General features: G+C 32.0%; 21 protein-coding genes. 16 read left to right on the top strand and 5 right to left on the bottom strand.

The genetic code is table 11. From position 1 onward, the window contains the following. Window positions 1-50: 50 nt before the first annotated feature. From Q0857_RS00800 to Q0857_RS00775, 6 genes are all read left to right on the top strand, one after another. A complete protein-coding gene (locus Q0857_RS00800) occupies window positions 51-638 on the top strand; it encodes an ion channel (protein ID WP_298530763.1) in 588 nt (195 codons plus the stop codon). 76 nt (window positions 639-714) lie between these two features. Then, entirely contained in the window at window positions 715-1,134 is a 420-nt protein-coding gene (locus Q0857_RS00795) for a hypothetical protein (RefSeq protein ID WP_298530761.1), read from the top strand. A gap of 199 nt (window positions 1,135-1,333) precedes the next feature. Continuing rightward, on the top strand, window positions 1,334-1,471 hold the full coding sequence (locus Q0857_RS00790; RefSeq protein ID WP_298530758.1) for a hypothetical protein: 138 nt from the start codon (window positions 1,334-1,336) through the stop codon (window positions 1,469-1,471). A 30-nt stretch (window positions 1,472-1,501) separates the two neighbouring features. Next, window positions 1,502-1,918 (top strand): hypothetical protein, encoded by a 417-nt coding sequence (locus Q0857_RS00785; RefSeq protein ID WP_298530755.1) that lies wholly within the window; start codon window positions 1,502-1,504, stop codon window positions 1,916-1,918. A 123-nt stretch (window positions 1,919-2,041) separates the two neighbouring features. Continuing rightward, window positions 2,042-3,088 (top strand): sensor histidine kinase, encoded by a 1,047-nt coding sequence (locus Q0857_RS00780; protein ID WP_298530751.1) that lies wholly within the window; start codon window positions 2,042-2,044, stop codon window positions 3,086-3,088. 5 nt (window positions 3,089-3,093) lie between these two features. Next, window positions 3,094-3,855: a LytTR family DNA-binding domain-containing protein gene (locus Q0857_RS00775; protein WP_298530749.1), complete on the top strand. Its 762-nt coding sequence runs from the start codon at window positions 3,094-3,096 to the stop codon at window positions 3,853-3,855. A gap of 7 nt (window positions 3,856-3,862) precedes the next feature. Here Q0857_RS00775 and Q0857_RS00770 read toward each other — a convergent pair whose 3' ends face one another. Beyond that, a complete protein-coding gene (locus tag Q0857_RS00770; protein WP_298530747.1) occupies window positions 3,863-4,681 on the bottom strand; it encodes an SdiA-regulated domain-containing protein in 819 nt (272 codons plus the stop codon). A 130-nt stretch (window positions 4,682-4,811) separates the two neighbouring features. Here Q0857_RS00770 and Q0857_RS00765 point away from each other — a divergent pair, with 130 nt between their 5' ends. The 10 genes from Q0857_RS00765 (at window position 4,812) to Q0857_RS00720 (ending at window position 13,164) form a co-directional block, all read left to right on the top strand. After that, the gene (locus tag Q0857_RS00765; protein ID WP_298530745.1) at window positions 4,812-5,675 is read left to right on the top strand and encodes an acyl-CoA thioesterase II; all 864 of its coding nucleotides are present in this window, start codon (window positions 4,812-4,814) and stop codon (window positions 5,673-5,675) included. A 4-nt stretch (window positions 5,676-5,679) separates the two neighbouring features. Then, a complete protein-coding gene (locus Q0857_RS00760) occupies window positions 5,680-6,366 on the top strand; it encodes a glycerophosphodiester phosphodiesterase family protein (protein WP_298530742.1) in 687 nt (228 codons plus the stop codon). Beyond that, entirely contained in the window at window positions 6,363-7,574 is a 1,212-nt protein-coding gene (locus Q0857_RS00755) for an NAD(P)/FAD-dependent oxidoreductase (protein ID WP_298530739.1), read from the top strand. Before Q0857_RS00760 ends, Q0857_RS00755 begins: the two co-directional genes overlap by 4 nt. Then, entirely contained in the window at window positions 7,575-8,111 is a 537-nt protein-coding gene (locus tag Q0857_RS00750; protein ID WP_298530736.1) for a DUF1697 domain-containing protein, read from the top strand. 3 nt (window positions 8,112-8,114) lie between these two features. Next, window positions 8,115-9,194, top strand: a complete 1,080-nt coding sequence (gene mvaD, locus Q0857_RS00745) for a diphosphomevalonate decarboxylase (RefSeq protein ID WP_298530733.1) — start codon at window positions 8,115-8,117, stop codon at window positions 9,192-9,194. 27 nt (window positions 9,195-9,221) lie between these two features. Then, a complete protein-coding gene (locus tag Q0857_RS00740; RefSeq protein ID WP_298530730.1) occupies window positions 9,222-10,151 on the top strand; it encodes a mevalonate kinase in 930 nt (309 codons plus the stop codon). A 52-nt stretch (window positions 10,152-10,203) separates the two neighbouring features. Next, complete coding sequence (locus Q0857_RS00735) at window positions 10,204-11,106, top strand: geranylgeranylglycerol-phosphate geranylgeranyltransferase (protein ID WP_298530727.1); 903 nt, start codon at window positions 10,204-10,206, stop codon at window positions 11,104-11,106. A gap of 108 nt (window positions 11,107-11,214) precedes the next feature. After that, entirely contained in the window at window positions 11,215-12,057 is an 843-nt protein-coding gene (locus Q0857_RS00730; protein ID WP_298530724.1) for a pseudouridine synthase, read from the top strand. A 218-nt stretch (window positions 12,058-12,275) separates the two neighbouring features. Further along, window positions 12,276-12,587: a hypothetical protein gene (locus Q0857_RS00725; protein ID WP_298530721.1), complete on the top strand. Its 312-nt coding sequence runs from the start codon at window positions 12,276-12,278 to the stop codon at window positions 12,585-12,587. Window positions 12,588-12,798: 211 nt separating this feature from the next. After that, window positions 12,799-13,164 (top strand): hypothetical protein, encoded by a 366-nt coding sequence (locus tag Q0857_RS00720; protein WP_298530719.1) that lies wholly within the window; start codon window positions 12,799-12,801, stop codon window positions 13,162-13,164. Between the two features lie 22 nt (window positions 13,165-13,186). On the opposite strand, the gene Q0857_RS00715 is transcribed toward Q0857_RS00720, so the two are convergent. The 4 genes from Q0857_RS00715 to Q0857_RS00700 all read right to left on the bottom strand — a co-directional run bounded on the left by Q0857_RS00715 (window position 13,187) and on the right by Q0857_RS00700 (window position 17,373). Next, on the bottom strand, window positions 13,187-14,581 hold the full coding sequence (locus Q0857_RS00715) for a mannosyltransferase (RefSeq protein ID WP_298530716.1): 1,395 nt from the start codon (window positions 14,579-14,581) through the stop codon (window positions 13,187-13,189). Window positions 14,582-14,714: 133 nt separating this feature from the next. Further along, window positions 14,715-16,205 carry a glycosyltransferase gene (locus Q0857_RS00710; RefSeq protein ID WP_298530713.1) on the bottom strand — a complete coding sequence of 497 codons (1,491 nt, stop codon included), beginning with the start codon at window positions 16,203-16,205 and terminating at the stop codon, window positions 14,715-14,717. Next, entirely contained in the window at window positions 16,202-16,894 is a 693-nt protein-coding gene (locus Q0857_RS00705) for a glycosyltransferase family 2 protein (RefSeq protein ID WP_298530710.1), read from the bottom strand. The genes Q0857_RS00710 and Q0857_RS00705 overlap by 4 nt, the downstream gene beginning before the upstream one ends. Next, window positions 16,891-17,373 carry a hypothetical protein gene (locus Q0857_RS00700; protein WP_298530707.1) on the bottom strand — a complete coding sequence of 161 codons (483 nt, stop codon included), beginning with the start codon at window positions 17,371-17,373 and terminating at the stop codon, window positions 16,891-16,893. The genes Q0857_RS00705 and Q0857_RS00700 overlap by 4 nt, the downstream gene beginning before the upstream one ends.

Genomic DNA, 17,373 nt, shown 5'->3' with positions numbered 1-17,373 from the left:
ATGAGTTATTTTTTTTCAGTCAAATAGCCATACTTTTTGGGTCGCTAATTATGCCGGTAGACCTATTTGATGATGTTGTAATGCCTGCTTTGTTTATAACAAACCTCTTTTTTGGAATTTTACTGATATCAAAAAAGAAAAGGTTAGCACAGTTTTTTTCGGTTCTTTTTTTAATTCTAATTGTTATTTATGGAGCCAATTTTGTAAAGCGCTCAGAGAATAATTTGATGTCTTTTATGAGATTTGGAATTTATTTCCTTTTTTATATTATAGTTTCTGTTGAAATTATAAAACAAGTATTAAAGACTAAGTCGGTAAGTAAAAATGTTATTATTGGATTAATGAGTGGGTATTTATCGATTGGATTAATAGCTTTTTTTGTGTTTGTCAGCATCGAAATTGCAACTCCAGATTCTTTTAAAGGTTTAATGGTGCATGGTACTGCTTTTTCAAACAAGGCCGATTCACTTTTATATTATAGTTATATTACTTTACTGTCTATTGGTTATGGGGATATTGTTCCTGTAACGGCAATTGCCCAAAAAGCGGCTATTTTAGTTGGTGTATTAGGTCAGTTTTACATTGTAATAGTGACGACGCTGGTCATTGAAAAATACATTTTTTACAGAAGGAAATAATAAAAGCTTAACAAAAAATTATAGTTAAAACTGGAATGTCTTATTTTAGTACATTAATAAAAAACCAAATAAAATTATGAAAAAATTACTCCTTGTAATCTGCCTACTTTTTATTGCAAATGTGAATGCACAAAATTTAACCGAAAAACAAAAGGAAAGAGAGAAAAACAAAGTAAAAATCTATACGCCTGACGAATATGATAATCTTCAAATGGAGTTTCATTCTGGTGTAGAAGCCATGAACCTTTCTGAAGAAAAGCAAAACCGGTATACGGATGTCGTTCTTAAGTATGTGTCAAAAATGATAAGGCTTAACGACAAGGATCAGGGAAACACTAATGAAGAAGTTAGAACTAAGTTTTCAGAAAATATTACTAAAATGAATGCCGAAGTTAAGGGTATTCTAAGTAAAAAGGAATATGTTATGCACCTTGAAAATATACATAAAATAGTGTATAGCGTTAATGCGAAGCTAGATAAGTTAGAAAAAGAATAACTTATTTTGAACTCTGTTTTTAATCCTGTTGTCAGAAGATTTTGTCTTTTGGGTAACAGGATTTTTTATTTCATTCCTTTATAAGGTTGTTTCATGTCAAGGTTTGGTTGCTTCATTCATGTTCTTTCATATGGGCAATAAGGTTGCATATATATTTGTACCAGAAATTAAAGAGAAAGTCATATTAATATAGAAGGTCATGGAAGTATTAAAAAAAATGTTTGATGGGTTACGATTCATCATAAACTGGAAAGGTATCGAGGAAATAACTTCATTAGAATCAAGAGAGGTTTACACACTTAATGATTACAATGAGGAGTCTATATTATTCATCTAAACTAGACGTGTAATTAAAAAAAACAAAATTATGAAAACAATAATGATGACGTTGGCAGCAGGTATATTCGTTTTATTATTAACATCTGCAGGAGTGAAAAGGGATACGAAATTGTTAAACGAAAGTGCTTCAAAAAGCGAAAAACTGTATGCTAAGCATATTGATGATTTTTTTGAGTATAACAATTTAGAAAAGATTAAAGATCCTTATGGAAATGAGATATTAAGAGTTAGAGATATTGAAGTTTTTGAGATGGAAGAAGATGTAGAGTTGGGTTTTGATGCTAGAGCGTATTTACCAATGGATTTTAACCCTGTTAAAGGACTAGAGCCTAAAGAGCAGTTGGAATATGAGGAGAAAGTCATGTTTGGTGAAGTGTTTGGTGAGATAATTAATCAAAGAACATTAAGAATTGAAGACATAGAACTTTACGAAGTAGAGAATTAAGAACCTTTTGCCCTGAAAAGTGATTAATAGCAATTTTTGAGAGGCTGTCTTCAGGGTAAGACAGCCTCTTTTCTTGTTTAATAAAACCTATTAATTATCTTAGCATAGTATCTACAAAAAAACATGGTGAAGAATAAAATTTTTGAGTTTAAGAGTGCAAAGCAGTCCATGATTTTGGGGGTAGCCCTGTTGATTTCATTTTTAATCAATTTACCTAGAATACTTGCTCTTTATGAATTAGTAGGTGAAAGTTGGACGGATTCCTTTCCGGAAGTTACCGTAAAAGATATACTACTCAGACTGTTTTTTATATCGATATACTCTTGGTTGTTACTTCAAATCAATACCAATTGGAAAGTACTTTATTCTAATCTCAGTATGGTTTCTAGAAGTCTGTTGAGGATTTTGGCTAATTTAATAATGTTTGTAATTGCAGTTCATTCTTTTATTTTTTTAGACGAAATCGTTACCGGAAAAGCAATTACTGATTTGGCCGACACCATTTTGCATATGGTATATGCCGTAATTATGATTATTGTCGTTTTTATTTCCAGAATAATAAGGTTGAGAATGGCGCATAGAGTTGATTTGGCCGAAAAGGAACTTCTTAAACAACAAAGTTTGAAAAATGAATTGGACGCTTTGAAAAATCAAATAAACCCTCACTTTTTATTTAATTCATTAAACTCACTTAATTCATTAGTTCGAGATAATAAGCAAGCCACGACCTTCGTGAATAAATTATCTTTTATGTACCGCTATATTTTACAAAGCGGGAGTGAGGACTTAGTAACTTTAAAGGATGAATTGAAGTTTTTGGATAGTTATATTTTTCTGATTAAAACAAGATATAGAAGTAGATTTGAGATTAATATTAATATTGATGATGAGTTTTTGAATAAAAAACTTCCATCATTAGCCTTACAATTATTAGTTGAAAATGCTGTGAAACATAGCGAAATTTCAGAATCAAATCCTCTACTGGTTAAAGTGTATATAGACGAAGGATTTGTAGCTGTTGAAAACCGCATTAAACCCAGAACTACTTTTGTAGATAGTACTGGAAATGGGTTGTCGAATTTAGATAAGCGCTATGAAATACTTATGAAGACAAATATTATTATTAGTAATGCCAACGAGGTATTTAAAGTTAAACTACCACTAAAATAAAGCTTATGAAAGTAGTCATTGTTGAAGATGAAATACCTGCAGGTGAAAATCTAACGTACTTAATAAGAAGTGTTGATCCTGATATTGAAATACTCGGGGTTTTGGATTCTGTAAAATCTTCTGTTGCTTATTTTTCTGAAGAGACGGAAGCCGATTTGATATTTATGGACATACATCTTGCCGATGGTATTTCGTTTGAAATATTTGACCAAGTAGCCCTTAAAACCCCTGTTGTTTTTACAACGGCATATGATCAATACGCTATTAAGGCATTTAAAGTTAATAGTGTTGATTATCTGCTTAAACCAATTAATGAAGAAGAATTAGCCGAGGCGATTAATAAGTTTAAAACCAGATCTGTTAAGAGTTCAGCAAATAACAACCAGTTGGAAGGGATTATGCAGTTAATTCAAACTAAAACAAAGTCATATAAAACGACATATCTGGTTCATCATAGGGACGAATTACTACCAATTAAAGCAGATGATATAGCTTATTTTTATATTGAAACCGGAATAGTTAAAGCATTAACTTTTACAAATAAATCATACGTAATAGATAAAAAGCTAGAGGATATAGAAAGTGAATTGAACCCAGAATTATTTCACCGTATTAATAGACAGTTTATTGTTAATAGAAATGCCGTAACAAACATTAAGTTTTATTTTAACGGGAAACTTATAATGAACGTTAACCCTCCATCTTCTGAACGAATTGTTATAAGTAAAGCGAAAGCTTCAGAAGTTAAGAACTGGATGAATAGGTAGTTAAATTTTATTTATTATCGTTTAGTTTATATGAATAAATGTAACTATCTTTTGCTTTACTTCGTTCGTCAGAAATATAAACGGTATTCTTGTCTTTAAAACAGATCCCTTCTTTTTGAGAGTTATGATTAAAATCTAATCTTTCAATATCACCCTTAAAAAAGTTTTCAGATTTAAAATTGGTGATTTTCCAAAGTTTATCATGATTTAATAATACAATAACTTTTTTATTAGGGCTAATAGCTGCAGCTGTTACCTTTGTTTGCTTGCCATCTAATTTGAATTTTGTTATTAATTTTGCTTTATGCGAACCAATTTTATTAGGAACTTTTAATAATAAACTTTTTTTCTGGTTTTTACTAAAAATATAAAAGGTATTATTAAGTAAAAAAAAACTTTCAAAATCTTCAGATTTTAAATTTTTGGGTATTTTAAAATGGATTTTTTTAGCCGTAGTTTTATTGGTAGTAAGCGTATCTACCTTGACCTTGTAAATTGTGAATTTATCTCGTTTTTTACTATTATTTCCAAAATCTCCTATGTAAATATTTCCGGAATCATCTGAGGTTAAGTCCTCCCAGTCAATGTTTTTAGCATTCGAAATTTTTATTTTTTTCTGGACTTTACCTTCTTGGTTTAATCCAAATAAATAATTTTTGTTTCCAGCGTCTTCAATAGTCCATAATAGATCTGAACCTTTTACAATCTCTAATGCCGAAGATTCATCTACATCATTATCTATTTCGGCAATTATATCTAAGCTGCCTGTGTTACAGGATAAAAGGAGTAACACCAAAATGAATATGGATTTCATTGTAAAAGTCATAAATAGTCTGTTTATCTTTGTTATGAGAAGTTAATATCTTGATAGCTCGATTTAGAATTTGAAGTTATAAAATTTTTATAACTAATTTGAACTTATTTCGATAATACAATTACAAAAGAAAGAATAATATATGACTACGGTTAATGATTTATTAAATCTTTTAATACTTGAGAAAGTAGATGATTGTAAGTTTGATGGAGTTAGTAAAACTGTTGGTAGTCCAGTGGTGTTTGGAGGGCAAGTATTGGCACAGGCAGTGAATGCGGCTAGCCGCACAGTTACAAATCAGAGGATACTACATTCCTTACATGCCTATTTTTTAGAAGCAGGTAACCTTAGTACACCCATTACATATACGGTTAGTATTATTAGAGACGGAGGAAGTTTTTCTGTAAGAAGGGTGACTGCAAATCAAAATGATAGTACGATATTTATTTTGGCAGCATCATTTCATAAAGTTGAGGATGGATATAATCATCAAATAGAAATGAAGTCTAACTTAAAGCCACCTGAAGATTTATTAAGTTGGACAGATATGTTGAAGAAATGGGGAGATTTTTTACCAAAAAACATCAAAGCATTTTTTGAAATTGAGCGCCCAATTGAGTTTAAGCCAACAGAGATAGTGAATCCTTTTGATAGACAGAACTTACCACCATACAGTGATGTTTGGTTTAAGTTAAAAGGAAATATAAAAGATTTAAATTTGTCAACCAAACAACAAATATTAACATATATATCAGATTATAACCTTTTGGTTTCAGCCTTAAACCCACATGCGGAAATAGCGGATTGGACAAATACGCTTACAGCGAGTCTCGATCATTCCATGTGGTTTTTTAGAGAATTTGATTTTTCAGATTGGTTATTGTTTTCTATGGAGTCGCCAAGTGCTTCAGGAGCAAGGGGGTTTGCAAGAGGAAATATTTTTACACGTGAGGGTAAATTAATAGCCTCGGTAGCACAAGAAGGATTAATGCGTCCAATAAATTAAAAATATGAGTAACGAAATTTTAAAAATTGGTCATAGGGGAGCTAAGGGCCATGTAACGGAAAATACATTAGAATCCATTAAGAAAGCTATGGGCTTAAAAGTTGATGGTATAGAAATAGATGTGCACAGATGCGCTTCTGGTGAATTAGTGGTTTTTCATGATTTTACGGTTGATAGAATTACGAATGGAACAGGCGAAGTTGCTAAACACCCTCTTAGAGCACTTAAGAATTTAAAAACTAAAGGGACTTATAAAATACCCACCCTTGCAGAGGTTTTAATTTTAATAGATAATAGGTGTTTACTTAATATAGATTTAAAAGGGCAGGATACTGCCAAAGAGGCGGCCAGAATTATTACATTTTATGTAGATAAAAAAGGGTGGGACTATGACAACATTTTGGTCTCAAGTTTTCAAGAAGAATTATTGGAAACCGTATATAAAATAAACGATAAAATTCCTTTAGGTGTTATAACAGATAATAATTTAGTTAGAGCGGTAGCTTTTGCCAAGAGTATTAATGCTGTTTCTATTCATTTAGATTATACCATGCTAACTGAAGAGATTGTAGCAGAATTGAAAGAAGATTTTAAAGTGTTTGCTTTTACCGTAAATAATTTAAATCCTTTGGCTCGTGTTAGGTCTTATGGTGTAGATGCTATAATTTCAGATTATCCAGATAGAATATGATGCAAAAAGACGTCATCGTTATTGGTGGTGGAGCAGCTGGCTTTTTTGCGGCAATAAATATTGCTGAAAATAATGCAAACTTAAAGGTAACTATTCTTGAGCGCGGTAAAGAAGGTTTAGGAAAAGTCAAGGTCTCAGGTGGTGGACGGTGTAATGTTACTCATGCTGAATTTATTCCTTCAGAACTCATTCAAAATTATCCAAGAGGAAAGAAAGAATTACTAGGGCCCTTTCATCAGTTTATGACCGGTGATACTATTGATTGGTTTGAAAAACGAGGCGTGGCACTGAAGATTGAAGAAGATGGCAGAATGTTTCCAGTCTCAAATTCATCCCAAACTATTATCGATTGCTTTTTAAGTGAAGCTAAAAAGCACGGGGTTGAAATATTATATAATCATTCAGTAAAATCTATAGAAAACGAAAAAGGTCAATTTCAAATTGAGACATCTCAAGGTCAGTTTTTGTCTCACAAGGTTTTAATGGCTACTGGGAGTAACCCTAAAATATGGAACCTTTTAGAAGATTTAGGACATACGATTTCTCAACCAGTGCCGTCGTTGTTTACATTCAATATTGAAGACAACCGCATAAAAAACATTCCTGGAGTTGTTGCTCAAGATGTTGAAGTTAAAGTGTTAGATAGCGATTTATGGAGCGAAGGTCCGCTTCTTATTACCCATTGGGGAATGAGTGCTCCGTCTATATTAAAACTATCGGCTTTTGGAGCCTTGGAGTTCGCGATAAGAGATTATAAATTTCAAATAGAAATAAATTTCATTAAGCGAAGTGTTGAAGATTGCCTAGAAACCTTAAAAGAGCTGAAGCAAGATTTAGCAAAAAAAACAGTTTTTAAAACCACACAGTTTGACTTGCCCAAACGTTTATGGTATAAACTGGTTTTGGCTTCCAACTTAAATGAAGAAACGCGGTGGGCAGATTTGAATAAGGAACAGTTAGAATGTTTATGTGGCCAGCTAACCCAGGCTGTTTTTCAAGTTGATGGAAAAAGCACCTTTAAAGAAGAGTTTGTTACAGCGGGAGGAATAAGCCTAAAGGAGATTAATTTTAAGACTTTTGAAAGTAAGCGTGTAGAGAATCTTTATTTTGCCGGAGAGGTTTTAAATATCGATGCGGTTACTGGAGGGTTTAATTTTCAAAATGCTTGGACTGGCGCCTATATCGCCGCTCAAAATATTTCAAAATAAATGAAAACATATATTGCCCTTTTACGAGGTATTAATGTAAGTGGACAAAAGAAAATCCCAATGGAAGAACTCAGGGTGTTACTGTCTAAAACAGGATTGAATAACGTTAAAACTTATATTCAAAGTGGCAATGTCATTTTCCAATCTAAAGAGGGGGCTATTGAAAGTCTTGAGCTTAAAATTCATAATGAAATTAAGAATCACTTTGGTTTCGAAGTGCCTGTAATAGTTAAGACACCAGAGAAGTTAAAACAGAATTTTGACGATTGCCCTTTTTCAGAAGAAAAAAAGGAGAAAAGTTATTTTATGATGTTATTTGATGTGCCTGAGAAAGCAATTGTAGACGAGGTTTTTAAAATATCATATCCGAATGAAGAATTTCATATAACTGATAATTGTGTTTATTTTTACTGCGCAACAGGTTATGGAAAAGCTAAAATGAGTAATAACTTTTTTGAACGAAAATTGAAAGTAACAGCTACCGCAAGGAATTACAAAACAATGGTAAAGTTGTTATCTTTGTTAACTGATAATTAGCACATGATAATACAAGATTTTATTCCTCAACCATATCCTAAAAGTATTAAGAACGGCAGTTTTACATGGTCTTCACCAAGTAACATTGCATTGGTAAAGTATTGGGGTAAAAAGCAAGATCAAATACCTGAGAATCCTTCTATAAGCTTTACACTTAATAATTGTAAGACTACTACATCATTAAGTTTTTCAGAGCTAGAAAGTGATAGCGGTTATTCTTTTGAAGTGTTTTTGGATGGTGAAAAGAAAGATGATTTTAAGCCAAAGATTGAAACCTTTTTTAAGCGAGTTGAAGCATATTTGCCTTTTTTGAAGGATTATCAGTTTAAAATTGAAACAGTAAATACTTTTCCACACAGCTCTGGTATTGCTTCTTCCGCTTCGGGCATGAGCGCTTTAGCTTTGTGCCTAATGAGCATTGAGAAGGAATTGATTGGTGATATATCTCAAGAAGATTTTATTCAGAAAGCATCGTTTTTAGCTCGCTTAGGTTCTGGAAGTGCTTGTAGAAGTTTAGAAGGTGATTTAGTTTTATGGGGTAAACATGTTGATATTGAGGGAAGTTCAGACCTCTTTGGTGTAAAATATCCGTATGAAGTACACCAAGATTTTCAAAATTACCAAGATACCATATTGTTGGTGGATAAAGGAGAAAAACAAGTGAGTAGTACTGTTGGTCATAATTTAATGCATGGCCACCCTTTTGCTGCCGAACGTTTTAAACAGGCCAATACAAACCTTTCGGCAATGGTTTCTATTTTAAAAGATGGCGATTTGGATGCTTTTGTGGCCTTAGTGGAGAGTGAAGCTTTAACACTGCATGCTATGATGATGACTAGCATGCCGTATTTTATTTTAATGAAACCAAACACCCTAGAAATTATTAATAAAATATGGGCTTTCAGGAGATTATCAGGCTCTAAAGTATGTTTTACCTTAGATGCGGGAGCTAATGTTCATGTACTTTATCCCGAAAGAGAAAAGAGTGTTGTTATGGAATTCATTCAGAATGAATTAGTTGCATTTTGTCAAAAAGGTCAGTATATTAACGATAAAATTGGATTTGGGGCGAAACAGTCGTAAATTTGCATAACCGAATCAAAGTTGTTTATGAAAGGACCTCTATTTTATTCAAAAATTCTACTCTTTGGAGAATATGGAATTATTAAAGATTCTAAAGGGTTGTCAATTCCTTATAGTTTTTATAATGGAGCTTTAAAAAAGGATGAAAACCCTTCTAAAGAAGCTTTAAGTTCGAATAGAAGTTTAAAAAGATTTGCTGAGCATATTCAAAGTATTGATGATGCTGAGGTTCGTTTTGATAACGAACGTTTATTAGAAGATGTAAATTCGGGAATGTATTTCGATTCTTCAATACCCCAAGGTTATGGTGTTGGAAGTAGTGGCGCTTTAGTAGCCGCTATTTATGATAAGTATGCCTTTGATAAAATTACGGTTCTTGAAAACTTGACAAGAGATAAATTGCTAAAATTAAAAGCCATTTTTTCTGCTATGGAGTCTTTTTTCCACGGGAAATCTTCTGGCTTAGATCCTTTAAATAGTTATTTAAGTATCCCAATTTTAATCAATTCTAAAGATAATATTGAGGCAACCGGTATTCCTGCTCAACAGGTTGAAGGGAATGGTGCTGTATTTTTAATTGATAGTGGAATTATTGGAGAAACAGCTCCAATGGTTAGTTTGTTTATGGACAACATGAAACAAGAAGGGTTTCGTAAAATGCTAAAAACGCAGTTTATAAAACATACTGATGCCTGTGTTGACGATTTCTTAAAAGGAGACATAAAATCATTATTTAAAAACACCAAACAGTTGTCTAAAGTTGTTTTGAATAATTTTAAACCTATGATTCCTCTGCAATTTCATGAACTTTGGAAAAAAGGTATTGAAACTAATGAGTATTACTTAAAACTTTGTGGTTCTGGTGGAGGCGGATATATTTTAGGGTTTACTGAAGATATTCAAAAAGCAAAGCAATCTTTATCCGATTATAAATTGGAAGTTGTCTATAATTTCTAAATTCTATACGGTCATCCTGAGGTTTCTCAGGATATTATCAAATTTTTATTAGATGTTATCAAGAACTCAGAAACACATTCTACTAAAGTTTTTTAGTATGTTTTCCGTGGTTCGTGGCTATAATATCCTAATTATTATAATAGCCCAGTACTTAACGGCTATCTATATATTAGCATACGATTTACCTTTGCGGGCAGTATTATTCGATTTAAATTTGTTTATGCTGGTATTAGCATCGGCAGCAACCATTGCAGGAGGATATATTATTAATAATTTTTACGATTCAGAAAAAGACTTAATTAATCGCCCAATTAAGTCTAGGTTGGATAGATTAGTAAGTCAAAATACAAAGCTTTCCTTTTATTTTGTTTTAAACTTCATTGCCGTAATTCTGGCAAGTTATGTATCGTTTAGAGCAGTATTATTTTTTTCCATTTACATCTTTGGTATTTGGTTTTACTCGCATAAATTGAAGCGATTGCCATTCATAGGGAATTTAACTTCAGCAATTCTTACCATTACACCATTCTTCGCCATTTTTATGTATTACAAGAATTTCGAAACCGTCATTTTTGTACATGCCATTTTCCTGTTTTTAATGATTTCAATGCGAGAATTGACTAAAGACTTAGAGAACATTAAAGGAGATATAGCGCAGGGGTATGTTACTATTCCAGTAGCCTACGGTGAAAAAACATCCAAACTTATGCTTACAACTTTGGCGGTTTTAACGTTAATTCCGGCTTATTTGTTGTTGTCTTCTTTTGAGATAGGGTACATGTATTTTTTCTTCTATTTAAGTTTGTTTTTATTGGCGGTATTTCTGTTTCTGTTATGGATGTCAAAAACCAAAACACATTATTTAATCTTACATAATATTCTAAAATTCATCATTCTTTCGGGAGTTTTTAGTATTCTATTAATCGATGTGGGTGTTATTTTAAATCGCATCTAAAATAATAGTTTGGGCTTTTACTGTAATTACTAACACCGATACAACAAAACAACAATCTTAAATAAACAATCGTAATTTTAAGTATATCTTTGCATAAAATTAGAAGTCATGAATAGACAACAAGGGGGTAAAGGAAAAGGAAAGCCAGCAGGACGTGGTAATGGAAGTAAGCGTTTTAAAAAAGACGTAAGAGGAAATGCACCTATCAAAAAAAATACTTCAGCATCTAAAAAATCAGGAAGCCTAGATGAAATTAGGCTGAACAAATACGTTGCTAATGCTGGAATGTGCTCTAGAAGAGAGGCCGATGTGCATATTGCTACAGGTTTAGTTTCGGTTAATGGCAAGATTATAACAGAAATGGGTTTTAAGGTAAAACCAGGAGATGAGGTGCGTTATGATGGTGCAAGAATCAGCCCAGAAAAAAAGGCCTACGTATTACTTAATAAACCTAAAGGTTTTGCTACTACAACAAGTGAAGGTAAAGGTCGAACGGTCATGGATTTAGTTGCAAATGCATCCAATTCTAGAATAAAACCTATAGGACGTTTAGGGCGAAACTCTAAAGGCTTATTACTTTTTACAAATGACGATATTGTTGCTGCTAAGTTTACAAATTCTAAAAATGGGGTGGCTCGACTATTTCATATTGAATTAGATAAAAACTTAAAACTTGAAGATTTGAAAAAGATTCAAGGCGGTTTTAAAGTTGAAGGCAAATTAATTGAAGTAGAGGAGATAAGCTATATTGATGGGGCATCTAAAAAAGAGATTGGTTTAAAAATAAAGAATACTGGTAATACCATTATTAGAACTATTTTTGAATACTTCAAATACGATATTGTAAGCTTAGATTGTGTTGCTATTGGTCACTTAACAAAAAAAGATATTCCTCGTGGACATTGGAAACATTTAACAGAGCAAGAGTTAAATACACTTAAAATGTTGTAAGTCGTTTTAAATCTTTCAAAAAAATATTATTGCTTGGTATATTTATAATTAGAATTATTTTTTTATTGATTTAATATAGGAAGAGGTTCTATAAACTGTCTTTATTATTCGTAATAAAACGATAATCAATTGTTATCCACGGTGTTACTGTTTAGTTTTTTAATTTTTTTTCGTATCTTTTGACTGTGACACCCTATTGTACTTAAAACATTTGCTTTATGAAAAATAGGAATGATAACTTAAAGCACGTCATCGTTGATTTCAAAAAGTTGACACCAGAGATTTTGACTTTATTAGTTGAACGCTATCCAGATGGTTATGATGAAAGGCAGATTATATCTTTTAGAAACAACCATGATGAAATAATTGAAGCCGTTGAGGTTACTACTCAAGATACCATGTATTTAGTAAAAGTAAGTACCAAGTTGGCTCTAACTATGAAGAATTACGACATGGAAAGTTTTGGTAATTTTACTGAAGATACTACTCAGACTTTGAAAAATCCAGAAGATCTGGATGATAATAATTAATACCCTCATTTAGGGGGAGAGAGTTTAAAGGTTTAGAAACAAAGGGTTTTGAAGGTGTTATATCGAGTTACAGCTTTTATTTTTTTAAATCCCAAGCTAGGTTTTATAATTAAAGTGTATCTTTAAGTAGTAAAAATCAACCATTTTATAGTGGTATAGTTTTTGAATATTTCCCAATGATAACATACTATGAATATTAAACATCAATAACATGAACACGAAAAAACTAATTGTACTAGGTGTATTTGGATTAATGACCTTAACTTTTTCTAGCTTTAAGGTTGAGGAAAATGTCGATAAGACTATTGAATCTGTTGAATACCAAAACGGGTTAATTGTATATGCCACTTATATGGGTATGGATGGAGATGGTTACGCTTTTGAGAAAAAGGCTAAAAATGGAAAGGTAGTTTCATTTACATTTCATCATATTGAGGAGGCTGCTCTTAAAAAATATGATCTTAAATCGGATGCATTAAAAGGGAGTCTTTTTAAAATCACTTTTAATAAAGATGATAATTTTACTGAAGACACTAGCGATGATAAAAATACTATTACGGATTTAGAAAAGAGTTAGATATAAATATTAAGGTATTAAACTAAGCTTCCAATTTGGGAGCTTTTTTTATGAATAGTTCCCAAATAAATACGCCGTAAACTATCATGTATTCTATGGCAATCACCCAAAGGTTTTCAGTCTTGTCTGCTTTATTTAAATTAATGTAGGCTAAGTAACTTAATATAATAACAAAACTCCATACTAAAGGGAATTTATATTTGGTGAATACAGACAAAATTAAAAGTGTAGCGATATACCAAGGATGCACAGTTGTAGTAGTGAAATAATAAAAAGATAGTACCAGTAACATAGCGGTTATCAGTTGTTCTGTAGTTGTATTTCTTCTAAAAAAAGTTAAACAGAGTACGAATAGAATAACAATTATTGGAGTTATTTTGCCAATGATTGCTATTTCGTTATATCCTCTAAACATATAGCCAATGCCTCGTGCTATATAATACAAGCTGGCGTTGAATTCAAAATTCTGAAACCAAAGCGCCACAGTTTTTGAATAATTAGATATAAAATTGGAAGAATAAAATGGAGAGAAGAGTAAAATTGTAGTGGTAATTACAATGGTATAAAACCCAATAAGCCTTGCGAAGTTGTGTGTGGTTGAAACCCCGTTTCGATTGTTATTTGCTTTTATAAAACACTGATAGAATAAAGGTAAAAAGATGAGAGGTATAAGCTTAACTGAGATCGATAAGGCTAAAATAACTCCCGTCCAAGCCCATTTACTTATATGCAACAAATATAAACTCCAAACTAAAAAGAAAATCATAACCCCTTCAAAATGTAAATTTCCTGTAAGTTCAATAATAATGAAAGGGTTTAAAATATACCAGAATATATTGTAAATAGAAATGTTTAACTTTTCAAGCAGTTTTTTTCCAAAGTGGAGTGTGCCAAAATCGGCCGCAATAATAAGTAAACGCATAATTATAGCCGACCCAAGAATACTTTGCCCCGAAATTAAAGCAGCAATAAAAAAACATAGCTGGTTAATTGGTGGGTAATTAGTAAAATGGCTAGCGTTTAAAGCTCCCATACCTTGCCTTAAAGCTAAAGCCTCGTCTACTGGATATTTACCTTGACTAATAAAAGATTCAACCGTATATAAATAAGGATTAAAGCCCTCAAAAATCATCCGGCCATCCCAAATAAAGCGATAAAAATCTTGAGATAGGTTTGGTATAGCTAAAATAAAAATGGCTCGAAACCCAAAGGCTAAATAGGTTAAGGCTTTAAAGTTGTTTCTTAAATGCTTAAAAATCTGGTAAAAAAGAATAAATAAACCCACATATAGAGAGACTAACATGATGTAATCTGTCCTTATCAAATGGTAAGCAAATAACCAATATAATATTAAACTCAATAGGGCCATAAATATTGGCGCTTTATGGAGTTTAAAAAAACTTGGGTTTAAAAGCATGAATTAAATATAATATAGTTTGTTGCTTTTTTGAACTAAACCTTTCTTGGTTATGCTAAGACTATTTACTTAAACAAATAATGCAATAGGGAAATATGCTAGGAGTATGTTTAAATCTATCTCTTAGGTCTGTTTAAACCTTCGAAGCTAAAGATTTAAAGAACACATATCCAAAACCAATAAACAACATTAAATGGAAAGGAAATAACCCAAAATCACCACCTTGGTTACCCACAATAAATGCACTATACATCCCGAAAGCAAAATAAAGCATGAGTAAGCCTTCAAAAACAACATGAACTGATACGGTTCTTTTCATATACTTATTGTTCTTCCAGTTATCTTTATACTTACTAATATTAAACTTTGGCGTACGCACAAATTCACTTTTCTTTCCTAAATGGCCTTCTAAAACAGCAATGGAGTTATGAAGAGAAAAGCCCATGGCAATTGAGAAAAATACAAAGAACATACCGATGTACCGTATGAAATTTTTAAATCCGCCGCCATAAATATTCTTAAACATAAACCAATAGCACACAAAAAATATGATGGTACTCATAACAAAGAAACTCATAACATAAAAGTATGGTCTTAAATGAGCATATTCATTTTTTATATAAAGCATAGGAATACTTAAGACGCCTACTATCAGTACATTTAAAAACATAGTGCTATTAAGCAGGTGCAGAATACCATGTACTTTAGTTTTAGGAGATATATTCTGACTACTAAGAACGCGACCTAGCATTTTTTTAAAATTCTCGGCTCCTCCTTTATTCCATCTAAATTGTTGAGAACGAGCAGCACTTATAACTATAGGAAGTTCGGCTGGTGTTTCAACATCTTCAAGATATTTGAATTTCCAGTTTTTAAGCTGCGCACGGTAACTTAAATCTAAATCTTCTGTAAGTGTATCGCCTTCCCAGTTTCCAGCGTCTAGAATACATTGTTTCCTCCATAAACCTGCAGTCCCATTAAAATTAATGAAATGCCCCTTGCTATTTCTACCCGTTTGTTCTAATGTGAAATGCGCATCTAGCGCAAAAGCCTGTATTCTTGTAAGTATGGAATAATTTCTATTGATATGTCCCCAGCGCGTTTGTACAACACCAATTGAGGCATCTTTAAAATAAGGAACTGTTCGTTTTAACCAGTCCGATTTTGGTAAAAAATCTGAATCAAAAATAGCTATGATTTCACCTTTTGCTACTTCTAAGCCTTCTTTTAAGGCACCTGCTTTAAAACCTTTTCGGTCTGTTCTTGTTATTTGCTTAATATCTAAACCGGTAGTTTGAAGTTTTTCAATATGTAGACGTGTACTTTCTACAGTCTCATCAGTAGAGTCGTCCAGCACTTGAATTTCAAGTTTATCTTTGGGATAATCAATTTTAGCTATATTATCAAGCAAGCGCTCCATAACATACATCTCGTTATAAACGGGAAGTTGTATGGTGATATACGGAATTTCTTCAGAATTTGAAAAGTCAAATTTTTCACATTGACTTTTTCCTTTTTTAGAGGAAAGATAATTAAATAGCAAATTTAATTGTGCTAAAGCATATAAGAAAATAAGCAATAGCGATATGCTATAAATAACGATTATGGTTGTCTCTAGAATCATTTTTTAACGCTATATTTAAAAATCCAGCCTAAAATTTTAGCGCCTGCAAATATAGCACCTTTTATTGTACCTGACACCTTCGAAACTCCAATTCTATTCCTATAGTTAACAGGTACTTCCGTGTACGTGTAATTTTGCTTTAAAGCTTTCAATTGCATCTCTACAGTCCAGCCATAAGTTTTATCCTCCATATTAAGAGCCAGTAACTTATCATATTTAATAGCTCTAAAAGGCCCTAGGTCTGTAAATTTAGCTCTAAAAAAAAACCGCATTAAGGTTGTTGCAAGCCAATTTCCAAATATTTGAGGAATAGTCATTGCCCCTTCTTCTCTTAACTCTTTTACTCTTGCTCCTATTACTAAATCAATATTATCTTCAATTATTGGGGTAACAATTTTAGATAATTCTTCAGGGTAATCACTATAATCACCATCAATAAAAGTGATAATATCGGGTTTATTAACTTGATTTGCTACGTATTGCATGCCTTTTAAGCATGCGTAACCATAACCCTTTTTAGTCTCAACCAAAACAGTAGCTCCCGCATTTTTTGCATTGATATCTGTATTATCAGTAGAGTTATTGCTAACTACAATAATTTCATCCACTATGGCGGGAATATCATTAATTACATGAGTTATAGAATCTGCTTCATTGTAAGCAGGTATAATGACTTTTATTTTGGTCATTGTAAATCACTTAATTTATTTTCACTTTTAAATGAAGCAAAGGTAGTCCATTCCTTTAATTTTTTACCCGCTTTATATTTGGAGGCGGCAATTAGTTTTTCATTATTGTATATCAGACAATAACCATTTTTCTGGTTATTTTTAAGCTGGCATTTATGATTTATTTTTTCCATATTATCGTAGAAAAGCCACCAATAACTTTTCTTACCGTTTTCAAAATGCCCTTCCATTTTTAAGCCACCACTATCAGAATAAAATCGCCAATATTCCGCAGCTATACCAGAAGAAAAATGCCCTTCTTTTCTCACTTTTCCGTTTGGGTAATAAAAATGCCAGTAGTCTACTTTCTGATTATTTTCAAGCCAACCTTCAGAAATTAAATGATTGTTATTGTCATAGTTTTTCTGATATGTTTTCTGGGCGTGAGTAGTTGAAATAAAACTGCTAATTAAAGTTACTGTTATAAAAATGTGTTTCAC

This window comes from uncultured Algibacter sp. (genome assembly GCF_947495925.1).
Taxonomy (GTDB): Bacteria; Bacteroidota; Bacteroidia; order Flavobacteriales; family Flavobacteriaceae; genus Algibacter_E.
Note: the sequence above shows the minus strand (reverse complement) of the source record. Positions and strands in the feature narration are given on the sequence as shown.

What these genes read in the sequence shown, in the direction of transcription:
- Q0857_RS00750 (WP_298530736.1), top strand. Translation starts at nt 7,575, where the DNA reads ATGAAAACATATATTGCCCTTTTACGAGGTATTAATGTAAGTGGACAA.
- Q0857_RS00795 (WP_298530761.1), top strand. Translation starts at nt 715, where the DNA reads ATGAAAAAATTACTCCTTGTAATCTGCCTACTTTTTATTGCAAATGTG.
- Q0857_RS00730 (WP_298530724.1), top strand. Translation starts at nt 11,215, where the DNA reads ATGAATAGACAACAAGGGGGTAAAGGAAAAGGAAAGCCAGCAGGACGT.
- Q0857_RS00715 (WP_298530716.1), bottom strand. Translation starts at nt 14,581, where the DNA reads ATGCTTTTAAACCCAAGTTTTTTTAAACTCCATAAAGCGCCAATATTT.
- Q0857_RS00780 (WP_298530751.1), top strand. Translation starts at nt 2,042, where the DNA reads ATGGTGAAGAATAAAATTTTTGAGTTTAAGAGTGCAAAGCAGTCCATG.
- Q0857_RS00735 (WP_298530727.1), top strand. Translation starts at nt 10,204, where the DNA reads ATGTTATCAAGAACTCAGAAACACATTCTACTAAAGTTTTTTAGTATG.
- Q0857_RS00760 (WP_298530742.1), top strand. Translation starts at nt 5,680, where the DNA reads ATGAGTAACGAAATTTTAAAAATTGGTCATAGGGGAGCTAAGGGCCAT.
- Q0857_RS00790 (WP_298530758.1), top strand. Translation starts at nt 1,334, where the DNA reads ATGGAAGTATTAAAAAAAATGTTTGATGGGTTACGATTCATCATAAAC.
- Q0857_RS00770 (WP_298530747.1), bottom strand. Translation starts at nt 4,681, where the DNA reads ATGACTTTTACAATGAAATCCATATTCATTTTGGTGTTACTCCTTTTA.
- Q0857_RS00775 (WP_298530749.1), top strand. Translation starts at nt 3,094, where the DNA reads ATGAAAGTAGTCATTGTTGAAGATGAAATACCTGCAGGTGAAAATCTA.
- Q0857_RS00725 (WP_298530721.1), top strand. Translation starts at nt 12,276, where the DNA reads ATGAAAAATAGGAATGATAACTTAAAGCACGTCATCGTTGATTTCAAA.
- Q0857_RS00705 (WP_298530710.1), bottom strand. Translation starts at nt 16,894, where the DNA reads ATGACCAAAATAAAAGTCATTATACCTGCTTACAATGAAGCAGATTCT.
- Q0857_RS00765 (WP_298530745.1), top strand. Translation starts at nt 4,812, where the DNA reads ATGACTACGGTTAATGATTTATTAAATCTTTTAATACTTGAGAAAGTA.
- Q0857_RS00740 (WP_298530730.1), top strand. Translation starts at nt 9,222, where the DNA reads ATGAAAGGACCTCTATTTTATTCAAAAATTCTACTCTTTGGAGAATAT.
- Q0857_RS00785 (WP_298530755.1), top strand. Translation starts at nt 1,502, where the DNA reads ATGAAAACAATAATGATGACGTTGGCAGCAGGTATATTCGTTTTATTA.
- Q0857_RS00720 (WP_298530719.1), top strand. Translation starts at nt 12,799, where the DNA reads ATGAACACGAAAAAACTAATTGTACTAGGTGTATTTGGATTAATGACC.
- Q0857_RS00710 (WP_298530713.1), bottom strand. Translation starts at nt 16,205, where the DNA reads ATGATTCTAGAGACAACCATAATCGTTATTTATAGCATATCGCTATTG.
- Q0857_RS00755 (WP_298530739.1), top strand. Translation starts at nt 6,363, where the DNA reads ATGATGCAAAAAGACGTCATCGTTATTGGTGGTGGAGCAGCTGGCTTT.
- Q0857_RS00800 (WP_298530763.1), top strand. Translation starts at nt 51, where the DNA reads ATGCCGGTAGACCTATTTGATGATGTTGTAATGCCTGCTTTGTTTATA.
- mvaD (WP_298530733.1), top strand. Translation starts at nt 8,115, where the DNA reads ATGATAATACAAGATTTTATTCCTCAACCATATCCTAAAAGTATTAAG.